The organism is Larkinella insperata (assembly GCF_026248825.1).
Classification (GTDB): Bacteria; Bacteroidota; Bacteroidia; order Cytophagales; family Spirosomataceae; genus Larkinella; species Larkinella insperata.
In genome coordinates this window covers 57,881-72,180 of sequence record NZ_CP110973.1, presented here as the reverse complement: position 1 = coordinate 72,180, position 14,300 = coordinate 57,881, and the positions used below count along the sequence as shown (strand labels likewise).

Below are 14,300 nucleotides of genomic sequence, written 5' to 3'. Positions count from 1 at the left end.
GTCCGGTCATTCGGACAAAAGTGTCCGAAATCGTACAGTTGTTTAACGTAAAAATCGCCTTTGCAGATGTATCAAGCCGGTTTTAATCGCGTGGTATGATTATTGGGCGAAGCTTCCCGGATTTACTTCACCCTTGCCTCCCCGGCCAAAGGCTGCTTTACCGGCACATAACCCTTACCGCCATGTTGTACAACTACTTAAAGATTGCCGTCCGTAATCTCTGGAAAAACCGATTGTTTACCACCATCAATGTGCTGGGCCTGTCTGTCGGGCTGGCGTGCGTGGTTGTGCTGATTCTGTTTGCGCAAAAGTGCCTGACATGGGACGGTTTTCACGCGAACATTGACCGGTTGTATTACGTACAGACGCAGACGAACGGGCAAACCTACAACCAGACGGTTTACCCCATTCTGGACCAACTGGTTAAAGAATATGCCGAAATAGAAGCCGGAACGCACATTCAGACCTGGAGTAACCCCTGGATTCGGTATGGTCAGAAAGACCTACAGCCTGCAACGGTGTACGTGGATACGACTTTTTTCCGGGTGTTTAGCTTTCCGTTGAAATTTGGGGATCGCGGCACCGCCCTGCGCGGCAAACGTTCGATTGTGCTAAGTGAAGAAACCGCCCAGAATCTGTTTGGAGCAATCAATCCCGTTGGCAAAAGCCTGACGCTAAACGACTCTTTGCAATATACCGTGACCGGGGTTCTGGCAAAAATACCGGAGAATTCCTCGCAGCAGTTTCAGGCCATTCTGCCTACCGCTACGCTGCTCGAACTGCCTTATTTTAAGGAGAATGCGGACTGGTACAATACGTTTGCCCAGGTTTATGTTCTGCTGAAGGAAGGGGTCGACAAGCGCAGACTGGAAGCAAAGTTTCCGGCGATGGTCAAAGCGCATTTCACGCCGGAAGGCCAGAATCGGGCGGTTTTGCTCAACGAGTACCGGAATTTCGTTCACGACCAGAACCCGACGTTTTCGGGCCTGATTTACGGAGCCATCACGATGGCGGCATTTCTGCTGTTGATAATCAGCATTAATCTGATAAATCTGACAACGGCATCGGCCTTACCGAGGACCAAAGAGGTCGCCATGCGGCAGGTGGTTGGGGCCACGCGGCTGATTGTTTTGAAGCAATTCTGGATTGAATCGGGGCTGGTGGTCCTTCTGTCGCTGGGGCTGTCCGCGCTGTTTGCTTATTCTTACCTGATTCCGGGATTTAATGAACTCCGCTCCGGGCACATGCAGCTCAACATTTCCTGGGCCAGCGATTACCCGACAATTACGGTGGTGCTGGGAATTGCCCTGGCAGTAGCGACGGTTTCGGGGACGTATCCGGCGCTGTATCTGTTGAGCCTGAAAACCACAGAGGCCGTAAAAGGCAAAATCTCCGCTGATCCAAACCGGGGCCGAATCCGCCAGAACGCACTGATTGTCCTGCAATTTACGCTGGCCGTTGTCTTCATCATCGGAACAATCGGGATGCGCCAGCAGATTCAGTTCATGAAAAAAGCAAATCTGGGCTACACCAAACAGAACATACTGGTTTTTAATACCGATCTGGCCTACCGCGACGAGCAACTGGCTCTGTCGCAGGGGCAGCGCATTCTGGACGCGCTGTACCAGAGCAGTGCGGTTCAGGAATTTACCACATCCGATGTTACTCCCGAACGGTATTGGAGCAATTACAACGAGTATTATCCCGAAGGAAAGGAAGGACAAAAAGTGAAGTTCCGGCATGTGGCGGGGGCGGTTCGGTACTTCGAAACGTACGGTATTCCAATAATTGAGGGCCGTGCGTTCTCAGATGCAACCCCTGCTGACTCGGTCAGCAATGCCGTGATTATCAACGAAGCCGCTATGAAAGCTCTGGGCTGGACCACCGCCGTGGGCAAACGGATTCGGCAGCAGAACAACGACCGGGTTTATACCGTAATCGGCGTCAGCAAAAACTATCATTACCAGAGTCTGAAAGAGCACATCGAGCCACTGCTGCACTGGTACGGCGGTCGGCAGAGGCTGGCGAGTTACCTGACCGTCCGGTTGACCGACGAGGCCAAGGCACCGGAGCTGATCCGGCATCTGGAAGCGGAATTTAAGAAATTACCCGCCCGTCGCCCGCTGAGTTATTATTATCTGAGCGACCAGGTTGACAAGGCGTACCGTTCTATCGACAACATCTGGCGTATGGTCGGCTTTGTCACGCTGGTTGCCATTATTACGGCCTGTGCGGGTATTTTCGGTCTTATTTCGCTGGTGACAAAACGGCGAACAAAAGAAATCGGTATTCGCAAAGTGCTGGGGGCTAGCGTTTTTTCAATCGCTACGTTGCTATCCACGGATTTTTTAAAGCTTGTTTTGCTGGCGCTACTGATTGGGTCGCCCATCGCCTGGTGGGTTGGGGAGAAGATGCTGAGTTATTTCGCTTACCAGTTTCCCATTCAATGGTGGTATTTTGCGGTCGGGGGCATACTGGCTCTGGGAATTGCGCTGTTAACCGTCAGTTTTCAGAGCATCAAAGCCGCCTTGTTAAATCCGGTTAAATCTTTGCGAAGCGAGTAACGCCGTTTCGGTCATGCATCTGCGCCCCGGTAAGCTAATGGCTTATCGGGGCGCTTCTTTTTCCGGCTGTTTGTTTGGAATCTAATCTTGTCAAATGGGCGCTGGATTACCCGGTTTTTTATCGGTATGTATGGTCAAGGCGTTGTTGTTTATTGTCGTTATCAGGTTAAGTTATTCCAATAGTTGGTTTGGTTTAAAAATTATAACGAATAATATAAATAATATAAATGATACGATAATCTTACCTGATAAAATCCATCATATTTTTATATGATATTCCCATTCATCAGTAATTAAAAAATTTAAAAGCAATTAGCTGAACCGATATGATCATAATTGGTAAATAAATAGCGTATACTATTTAAATAGATTAAAAGTAATTTAGCGAAGATTGTAATTTGCGGATATCTTAATCTTTACTAAATAACGACTTTCTTTTTTCATCAGGCTAAGCTAATTTGATACTTCATAATTTGAATTTCAGTACCGCAATAGTAGTGTGGTTTTTTGAGAGAATATAACTGTTTTATTTGATTGTGCCTGCAATTATATTAGCCCGTATATACGTTTAGTCTGATAATTTGAAACGTAAATAGTTAGCGTATAGATTACTATCTCTAAGGTAAGATGAGTGTTTGTTCGGTTATTATTTTGTTTTAAATAGTTTATAACTTCTGCAAAGGCCGTTTAAAAAAAAACTGTATTATCTGAGCAAAAACAGTTTTTGGTTTTGTTAATTTTGTGGACCTATCTAGCATTAGATTCAATAATGAGTTTCTAACAGTAGAGTTAGAAACTCTTCTCCAGTGATCTAATTTATTTGCGATTCGGAAGCGTAAAGTCAGTTGTACATATTTAGTAGTAGGCAACATTGCCTTGTGTATAGCTTAAATCCAGCCATAGAAATTTCGTAAGGGAGTGTTTTAATCTAAGGACTATCCTTAGATTAAAATTTCGTATGTAAGTATAATCATTTAAAATTTTCTTTTTGCATCACTTATCCACCTAACTTATACAATCGCATGAAAAATACGTTTACTGAATTCAATTCAGTAATGCGCAGTGCCTTACTATTTACCTTCTCTATTTTAAGTGCATTAAGCGCATTAAGCCAAACAGGCGGTCTTAATCCCGAGCAAGTGCCGCAAGCCTACACGCTCAAGAAAAAACAACCGAAGAAACCGACGGAGGAAGAGTTGAAGAAAGCGGGTTTCAACTTTATCTCCAGTCAGTTAAAGGGTGACAAACAGGGGCGTTTAAACATTTCAGCCTCCTTGCAAAATCCCACCTCGTTGCAGTTTGGACCGGACGGTAGGCTCTACGTTACTCAGTTGAATGGGCTGATCAAGGTTTTTACCATTGTCAAAAACGGCCCGAACAATTATTCCATCGCCAATCAGGAGGTTATCAACCTAATCAACGAAATTCCGAACCACAACGACGACGGTTCGTTAGCCCCCAGCATTACCGTCCGGCAGGTCACCGGGCTGGTGGTCACGGGGTCGGCTTCCGTGCCTATCATCTATGTCAGTTCGAGCGATAGTCGCATGGGGGGGCCTGCCGGCGATTTGAATCTGGATACCAATTCCGGTATTATTTCAAAGCTGACGAAAACTTCCACCGGCTGGGACAAGATCGATTTGGTTCGGGGATTGCCCCGTTCGGAAGAGAACCACTCGGTGGAGGGCATGGCCAAAGACGGAAATATGCTCTACCTGGCAATTGGTGGCCATACCAACGCCGGTTCGCCCTCAACAACGTTTGCCTATACGCCCGAATACGCCTTGTCGGCGGCTGTGCTGTCCATTGACCTGGCGGCCATCGAAGCCATGTCAACGAAAGGAACAGGGCCTAATAAATACAAATACGACATTCCAACGCTCGACGATCCGACCCGCCCGGGTAACCCGGATGCCAATGATCCTTTCGGTGGAAACGATGGGTTGAACCAGGCCAAAATTGTACCGGGTGGCCCGGTGCAGGTCTTTGCTACCGGTTTCCGAAATGCCTATGACCTGGTGATCACCAAAGCCCGGAAAATGTACGTTACAGACAACGGAGCCAATCCCGGTTGGGGCGGACACCCGCAAAATGAAGGGACCCCCAATGTCAATAATAATTATGTTTCCGGCGAGCCCGGTTCGACAACCGCTGGTCCGAACGACCCCCGGGTGAATAACCTCGACCATTTTCACTACGTAGGCGATCTTAGGAATTATGTGTCGGGAAGTTATTACGCCGGACACCCCAACCCAATTCGGGCCAATCCCGCCGGAGCCGGACTCTACACGCACGATGGGCAATTGGGGGTGTGGCGTACCACAAAATCTGGTCTGGACCCGCTGCCAGCCGACTGGCCACCCGTGCCGGTCAGTATGGCGAACCCAATCGAGTCTGATTTTCAGAATCCGGGTGAGACCAACAACGCCCTGCTGACCTTTAACAGTTCAACAAACGGGATCGCCGAATATACGGCTTCCAATTTTAACAACGGCTTGAAAGGCCACTTGCTGGCCGCTTCCTTCGATGGTACGATTCAGGATATTGAGCTGACGGCCGACGGGACGGATGTGCTCAACAGCCGGGGCGCCAAGCGGAGGAACCTGAAAAACCCCTTTGCTTCCAATTTTGCGCCGGACCCGGCACAACCGCTGGATATTACGGCCCAGGGCGACAACGATATTTTTCCCGGCACGGTGTGGGTCGTGTGCTACCTGCAGAACTCGATCTATGTTTTCGAACCGCGCGAAGATCCGGAAAATTGCGTAGCGGCTTACAGCACCAGTTTTGATGATGACGGTGATGGCTACAGCAATGCCGATGAAATCGATAACGGCACCAACCCGTGTACCTCGGCCAGCCGGCCCAGCGACGCCGACGGTGATTTCCTGTCCGATTTCAATGATCCCGATGACGATAACGATGGCTTGAACGACGATGTAGATTATTTCGCTCTCGATCCAAATAACGGGATGACCACGCGCCTGCCGGTGCATTATGAGATGTTTAACAACGATCCGGGAACGGGTTTGTTTGGGCTGGGTTTTACGGGGCTGATGCTGCCCAAACAAACCGGAATAGATTACCTGGATTTGTTCGACGACGAGAATTTGATTGCTGGCGGGGCCGTGGGGGCGTTAGGGATCGAAGAAACATCACCCGGCGATGCGTTTCAGGGACTCAATACGCAGGAGAACGGTTTCCAGTTTGGGGTCAATACCAGCGCCAGCGCAGGACCATATACCGCCCAGACCCGGTTGCTGGGGGCTTTCTTCAACAGCCAGATTCCCAAGGCTAACCAATCGGAGGGCTTGTTTATCGGGGTGGGTGATCAGGAAAACTACCTGAAAATTGTTTTGGGGGCAAATGGTACGGTACCGAGTCTGCAGGTGGTGTATGAGAATAACGGTGTTGCTACGAGCAACTCGTATTCATTGCCCGGCGGTATGCCGGCCGGAACGCTTGATCTGTTTTTGTCGGTTGATCCGGCAACGGGTAAAGTTCAGCCGAAATACTCCAAAGACGGAGGGCAGATTACTAACGCAGGCCCGGCCATTCAGGTGAGTGGCCCGCTGCTGCAATCCATCAAAGGGCAAACGGCTCTGGCGGTGGGAATTATTTCAACCGCGCGTGGGTCCACGCCGTTTACGGCTACCTGGGATTTTATGCGCGTGACTCTGGACGCCCCGACAAACATTGCCCCGGTGCTGGCTGCAATTGGAAACAAGGCCGGAACGGTAAATCAGGCAATGACTTTTACGGCCCAGGCCACCGATGCGGACGTGCCCGGACAAACGCTGACGTTCAGTGTAGCCGGTCCGTCGGGAGCCAAGATCGGGGCCGCTACCGGGGTGTTTACCTGGACGCCGACGGCAAGCGGGGTGTATAGTCTGACGGTGAAAGTGTCCGACAACGGTTCACCGGTGCTATCGGATGAAGAAATCATTACCGTCAACGTAGCAGATGGTGCCATTCGAATTAACTCGGGTGGACCGGCTTTCACGGCATCCGGTGGGCGGGTTTTTAGTGCAGATACCTATTTCTCGGGTGGTACGAACTCGTCGGTGTCGGCGGCAACGGCCATTGCCAACACCGAGGATGATGCCTTGTACCAAAACGATCATTACGGTACATTTACGTACAACGTGCCCGTCACGAATGGCTACTACAAAGTCATTCTGCACTTTGCCGAAACCTTCCCGCTCGTTGTCGACGGTTCAACTACCCGCGACTTTCACCTGGATATTGAGGGCGTCCGGAAATTGACTAATTACGATATTGCGCAGCGGGCAGGCGGTGTGCTGAAAGCCATTCAGGAAACCATCGGAGTTACCGTCACGGATGGCGTATTGAACATTAGTTTCATCAAGGGTACCTCACAAAGTCCCACGATTTCGGCTTTTGAAATTGTACCCGCCAGTGCTCCTGCCAACGAACCGCCAATTGTCACGACGCCCTTTATCGACCAGTCTTCTGTTGCTGATGAGGCATTCAGTTATACCTACAGTGCGACGGCTTTCACCGATCCGGAAGGGCAGCCCATCACACTGACGGCCGGATTGGAGGACAATTCTTCCTTGCCGTCCTGGTTAAGTTTCAATACCACAACCCGGGTGTTTAGCGGAACACCCCCGAAAAATTGTCCTAACCTAGCGATAAAAGTGACCGCCACGGACAGCCAGGGGGGGAGCGCCAGTGACATTTTTTGGCTTACGGTAATTACCCCCACCGAGAATGTTCCGCCCATGTTGGCCCCGATTGGTAACAAAACCGCTACCGTAGGCCAGCCGCTGAATTTCCGGGTTCGGGCCACTGATAGCAACCTGCCCGCTCAGACCATTACGTACAGCGTTGCGGGACCGGCATCGGCTACGATGAATCCGACTACGGGAGATTTTAGCTGGACACCGGCTACCACCGGCACCTTCAGCCTGACCATCAAAGCAACCGACAACGGCTCACCGGTTTTATCGGCTCAGGAAGTCATCACGGTTACCGTCACAGCCGCCCAGACCGGCAACTCGGTGGTGCGGATTAATGCAGCCGGGTCTGCCTACTTTGCTTCGGGTAATCGGGTTTTTGTAACCGATACCTATTTTGACGGAGGTCTTACGGCGACCGTTGGAAATGTGCCTATCGACAATACCGAGGATGATGCATTATACCAGGCCGAGCGGTACGGAAATTTTAGCTATAATATTCCCCTCAACAGCGGTTACTACAACGTCATTCTGCACTTTGCCGAAACCTACTCCGGGGTGATCAACGGCACAGTGAGCCGAAAATTCAACGTAGACATGGAAGGAATACGGAAGCTCACCGAGTATGATGTGTTTCAAAAAGCTGGTGGAGGAAGGACGGCAGTTCAGGAGACATTCGGGATTAGTGTGACGGATGGCACGCTCAACATTTCCTTTAGTCAGGGTTCGTCGCAAAGCCCCAAGGTCAATGCCATTGAGGTTACCCCGACAACTCCTCCCGCGAACCAGCCCCCGGTTGTCGCCAATCCCCTGCTAGATCAGACCGCAACCGTGGGCACCAGCTTTGCGTATCAGTTTGCTGCAAACAGCTTCGCCGATCCGAATGGGGATGCCATGACCTATACGGCTACGCTGGCAAATAATGCAAATCTGCCAAGCTGGCTAAGCTTTACTGCCAGTACCCGCCGATTTAGCGGCACTCCGCCTTCGGGCAGCGCGGGCAGCATCACCGTTAAGGTGACGGCCCGTGATGGCAAAGGCGGCACGAGCAGCGATGACTTTGTAATAACGATCAATGTCCCCAACCAGGCCCCGGTCTTAACGGCGCTTAGCAACCAGACGATAGCAACAGGAGAGACGCTGAATGTGACGGCGCAGGCTACCGATGCCAATGTGCCGGCTCAGACGCTGACCTACAGCCTGACCGGACCGAGTGGTGCCAGCATCAACGCCAACACGGGGGTGATCAGCTGGACGCCCACTAGGACGGGAACCAGCAGTTTCACCGTCAAGGTGACCGATAACGGTTCTCCGGCCTTGTCGGATCAGAAAGTTTTTACAGTCACGGTAATTTTGCCTGCCATACGGATCAATGCCGGGGGACCTTCCTTTGCGGCCAGCGGAAGCCGGCAATTCGCGGCTGATGCATACTTTAGCGGAGGCAGCACGGCCAACGCCGGCAATGTACCCATCGATAATACCGTCGATGACGCGCTATACCAAACCGAACGCTTTGGTGACTTTAGCTATGCCGTTCCCGTCAGCAACGGCTATTATAACCTAATCCTGCACTTCGCCGAAACCTTCTCGGGGGTGATCAGCGGGTCAACTACCCGTAAGTTTCATGTGGATGTGGAAGGGGTTCGTCGACTGACTGAGTATGACATTGCTCAGAAAGCGGGGGGCACGCTCAAGGCCATGCAGGAAACGTTAGGGGTGAATGTTACGGATGGGACGTTAAATGTTGCCTTCAGTACGGGCAGCTCGCAGAGCCCCAAAGTCAATGCCATTGAGATTGTACCAGCTACTGCTCCGGCCAATCAGGCACCGGTTTTAACGGCGATCAGCAACCAGACGCTGACGGCCGGCCAGACACTGAGTCTGACAGCCCAAGCCACCGACCCTGACTTCCCTGTTCAAACGCTGACCTACAGTGTGTCGGGTCCATCGGGTGCCAGCATCAACGCCAGTACGGGGGCCTTCAATTGGACGCCGACAACCACCGGCACCTTCAGCCTGAGCATCAAAGCAACCGACAACGGCTCACCCGCACTGTCGGATCAAAAGGTCTTCAGCGTGACGGTCAGTGCGGCTGCTCAGTCGCTGGTCAGCTTCAGTTTGATCAACGCCACCAGTGATCAGGAGATTAAGGTGATGAGTGATGGGGAGACGGTCAACCTGGCTACGCTGGCTTCGCGCAGCATCAACATCCGGGCCAACACCAGTCCGGCCACGGTGGGCTCGGTGCGGATGGTGTTGAGTGGACCACTTAACCGCACCCAGGTTGACAACGGGGCACCTTATGCCCTGTTTGGCAACTCTGGCAGCGATTACACCGGCTGGACGCCAGCGGTGGGCAGTTACACGCTGACGGCCACGCCATACACGGCCACAGCCGCCGGGGGCACGGCGGGTACTCCGCTGACGATCAGCTTCACGGTTATCGATCAGGCCCCTGTCACCAACACGGCCCCGGTGCTGGCATCCATCGGCAATAAAATCGTTACGCTGGGTCAGCCGCTAAGCTTCACAGCTCAGGCCACCGATAGTGACGTGCCGGCTCAGACGCTGACCTACAGTGTGTCGGGTCCATCGGGTGCCAGCATCAACGCCAGCACGGGGGCCTTCAGCTGGACGCCGACAACGACCGGCACCTTTAGCCTGACCATCAAAGCAGCCGACAACGGCTCACCCGCACTGTCGGATCAAAAGGTCTTCAGCGTGACGGTCAGTGCGGCTGCTCAGTCGCTGGTCAGCTTCAGTTTGATCAACGCCACCAGTGATCAGGAGATTAAGGTGATGAGTGATGGGGAGACGGTCAACCTGGCCACGCTGGCTTCGCGCAGCATCAACATCCGGGCCAACACTAACCCTGGTACGGTGGGTTCGGTGCGGATGGTGTTGAGTGGCAAGCAGAGCCGTAACCAGGTTGACAACGGGGCACCCTACGCCCTGTTTGGCGACAGCAACGGCAACTTCAACAACTGGGCACCAGCGGTGGGCAGTTACACACTGACGGCCACGCCATACACGGCTACGGCCGCCGGGGGCACGGCGGGTACTCCGCTAACGATCAGCTTCACGGTTATCGATCAGGCCCCTGTCACCAACACGGCCCCGGTGCTGGCATCCATCGGCAATAAAATCGTTACGCTGGGTCAGCCGCTAAGCTTCACAGCTCAGGCCACCGATAGTGATGTGCCGGCTCAGACGCTGACCTACAGTGTGTCGGGTCCATCGGGTGCCAGCATCAACGCCAGTACGGGGGCCTTCAATTGGACGCCGACAACCACCGGCACCTTCAGCCTGAGCATCAAAGCAACCGACAACGGCTCACCCGCACTGTCGGATCAAAAGGTCTTCAGCGTGACGGTCAGTGCGGCTGCTCAGTCGCTGGTCAGCTTCAGTTTGATCAACGCCACCAGTGATCAGGAGATTAAGGTGATGAGTGATGGGGAGACGGTCAACCTGGCTACGCTGGCTTCGCGCAGCATCAGCATCCGGGCCAACACCAGTCCGGCCACGGTGGGCTCGGTGCGGATGGTGTTGAGTGGACCACTTAACCGCACCCAGGTTGACAACGGGGCACCTTATGCCCTGTTTGGCAACTCTGGCAGCGATTACACCAGCTGGACACCAGCGGTGGGCAGTTACACGCTGACGGCCACGCCATACACGGCCACAGCCGCCGGGGGGACGGCGGGTACTCCGCTAACGATCAGCTTCACGGTTATCGATCAGGCCCCTGTCACCAACACGGCCCCGGTGCTGGCATCCATCGGCAATAAAATCGTTACGCTGGGTCAGCCGCTGAGCTTCACAGCTCAGGCCACCGATAGCGACGTGCCGGCTCAAACGCTGACCTACAGCCTGACGGGCCCGGCATCGGCCAGCATCAACGCCAGCACGGGGGCCTTCAACTGGACGCCCACCACAACGGGTACGGTGAGTTTGACCATCAAGGTGACCGACAGCGGTTCGCCCGCTCTGTCGGCGCAGGAAGTCATCACGGTGACGGTCAACACGGCCGCCCCCACCAACCAGCCCCCGGTGGTAGCCACGGCGTTGGTGAATCAAAGCGCCAAGGTGGGTACGGCCTTCAGCTACCAGTTCAGCGCGGGCAGCTTCACAGATGCCGATGGGGATGCCTTGACCTACACGGCCAGCCTGGAGAACAATGCGGCCCTGCCGGCCTGGCTGAGCTTCAACGCCAGCAGTCGCACCTTCAGCGGTACACCGACCAGCAGTACACCGGCCAGTCTGAGTGTGAAGGTGACGGCCAATGATGGCAAAGGCGGCAGTGTCAGCAGCAGTTTTGTGATCAGCATCAGCCCGGCCAACAGCGCCCCGGTGCTGGCCAGCGTTGGCGACAAAACCATCACGCTGGGTCAAACGCTAAGCTTCACGGCTCAAGCGACGGATAGCGACGTGCCGGCTCAGACGCTGACTTACAGTGTGTCGGGTCCATCGGGTGCCAGCATCAACGCCAGCACGGGGGCCTTCAGCTGGACGCCGACAACGACCGGCACCTTTAGCCTGACCATCAAAGCAGCCGACAACGGCTCACCCGCTCTGTCGGATCAAAAGGTCTTCAGCGTGACGGTCAGTGCGGCTGCTCAGTCGCTGGTCAGCTTCAGTTTGATCAACGCCACCAGTGATCAGGAGATTAAGGTGATGAGTGATGGGGAGACGGTCAACCTGGCCACGCTGGCTTCGCGCAGCATCAACATCCGGGCCAACACTAACCCTGGTACGGTGGGTTCGGTGCGGATGGTGTTGAGTGGCAAGCAGAGCCGTAACCAGGTTGACAACGGGGCACCCTACGCCCTGTTTGGCGACAGCAACGGCAACTTCAACAACTGGGCACCAGCGGTGGGCAGTTACACACTGACGGCCACGCCATACACGGCTACGGCAGCCGGGGGCACGGCGGGCACTCCGCTGACGATCAGCTTCACGGTCATCGATCAGGCATCCGGAGCACGTATACTGACTGATCGAGATTCAGAAACAGCGGAGATTAAGGTGACGTATTCTCCCAATCCTTTCTATCAGTATTTTACGTTAAAGGTACAAGGTAAAGGAAACGAAAGCTTGCCCATCGTTATTTATGATATGTACGGCAGGGAAAGCTTGAGACTGGAGGATGCGCAGCCCGAACAAACCATTCATATGGGAAAAGAATACGTTCCGGGTGTTTATCTCTTACAACTAGGTGTTGGTAAGACGGCCAGGCGTTACCGAATCATAAAAACGCAATAATCATTTATAAAAAGCCATAAGAACGGTCCTGAATTTCTTCAGGACCGTTCTTATATATGCTGGTTTCATACCATCCAGTAGGCTTAGTTGTGGTTGAGACTGTTTCCAACAAGGTAGTCGTTGCTGAATGCGGTTTGTCGCTTAGCATCCAGGTAGAGGTGATCTTATCTTAAAATTGCCAACGGATGTAAGATTGTCAGCTCGGTCGTTTAAAAATACCTGATAAATTGGACTAGTGAATTATTACCTAAAATACCAACTGCTTAATTTTGAAAACAGTTGGTAAATCCAATGATTGTATTGAGCGTTAGCTTAGTTACCGAATGCTTTGAAATGTAAACATGAATGCCATAATTCTAGTAAATGGTTGACTTGCTACGGATTTTTTTTCGTTTCTAAAGAACTGGTTTTTAATCAGTAGAAGCATAATCCAGCTGTTTTTCGCCTGAATTTGTCCTCTCTTGAAAATTATTTTGCGGTTTTTTTCTTATTATTTTTTAATTTGCTTCTAATAAGTTTTTAATTCCAGTAGCCGCCCACATCATACTCACTCTCGGAGCCTAGGATTTGCTTTTTTTATAAGTAGTTGTAGAATAAGTAAATACTCTTAAAGTAATCAGGGTTTCAATCGTTTAGTTTTAAATTTAATACAGAATTATGTTGCAAATTCTTCTAAGAACTTTTTAATTTGTTTTTAATTCCGTTTTAATCTAGGTCTGGAAGACAAGGCTTCGTCTATATCGATCATAATGCCGGCCTGAATCACAGTTGGCATTTTCAGTTCCAATCACTCAACGGTTTAAATCTTAAATAGGCTTTCTTACCTGCTAGGCTTAACAACTGAACAAACAAGGTACGGGCTTACTTGTAACAAAGGTCTAAAAGATTTGATGTCAATACATTAGTTGAGAATAGATGGTTATTCAGCGGAGATAGGCCAGTAGAAAGTCCAAATGGAGTGATTCCAGAATCAGCACATAAATACGTTATAAGCAGAAGAAGAGCTAATCTGAAATGCTATTGAATTTGAAGTGTAACAAATCATAAAGCTGACACCGTTATGATCAGAAAACCTTTACAAAAAATCACTCGAAAAAATTTAACTAGAGCCTTACTTGTCGCGCTTGGTTTTTTCTGTAAGTTATCTGTTCAGGCTTCTACCTTATGGCATTGTCCAAATCATTCAGCCGGCGTTGTTCCTATACTTGACATCAACAGTTTCAACAACATCGACCGGATCCCTTCCCAATTAACAACAACGTATATACCTAGGGTAAGTTGCTATACTGAAAATACAGGGTCATGTACAGGCAGTAACGTATTCAGTATATCGTTCGACGTAATAAATGACCGAACCGTTCAATTGGCTGGTTATGCATACCCCGAAATAGAGTACGTACATCGTCAACGTCTGATTTTTAAGCCGGTTACAGATTGGTTTGAGCAAGAGAAAAAAGTCATCTATGTAAGACCGATCCAGGCAAATGTTTTTGATAATCTACTCATCAGGCCCGTCCGAAATTCAGCGGCAAAGCCGCAAGCGCGGCCGGTAAAATGGGCGCGCAAACTGACAACTGACCAGGATCAAATCGAGCATCTACAGAAAAAGTCGCAGGCCAGTCGGGCAAAGAATAGTCATTCTACTATCTATATATCTTAATTCTATCATCAATCCACATCCTAAATTTCAACTAAAAATTTTATTTTAATAAAAGCCTCATTTTGGGTCAACTAACAATGAAACAGAAATTTAAAGTTAGGTTATCAGAAATTG

2 protein-coding genes are annotated in these 14,300 nt (G+C 51.3%); both read left to right on the top strand.

What is annotated here, in order from left to right; genetic code table 11:
• The first annotated feature begins 182 nt into the window (after window positions 1–182).
• The gene (locus OQ371_RS00155; protein ID WP_265991521.1) at window positions 183–2,564 is read left to right on the top strand and encodes an ABC transporter permease; all 2,382 of its coding nucleotides are present in this window, start codon (window positions 183–185) and stop codon (window positions 2,562–2,564) included.
• A 1,139-nt stretch (window positions 2,565–3,703) separates the two neighbouring features.
• Window positions 3,704–12,526 carry a putative Ig domain-containing protein gene (locus OQ371_RS00150; RefSeq protein ID WP_265991520.1) on the top strand — a complete coding sequence of 2,941 codons (8,823 nt, stop codon included), beginning with the start codon at window positions 3,704–3,706 and terminating at the stop codon, window positions 12,524–12,526.
• The last annotated feature ends 1,774 nt before the right edge of the window (window positions 12,527–14,300 follow it).

Coding starts and splice junctions, on each gene's coding strand:
- OQ371_RS00155 (WP_265991521.1), top strand. CDS start 183: ATGTTGTACAACTACTTAAAGATTGCCGTCCGTAATCTCTGGAAAAAC.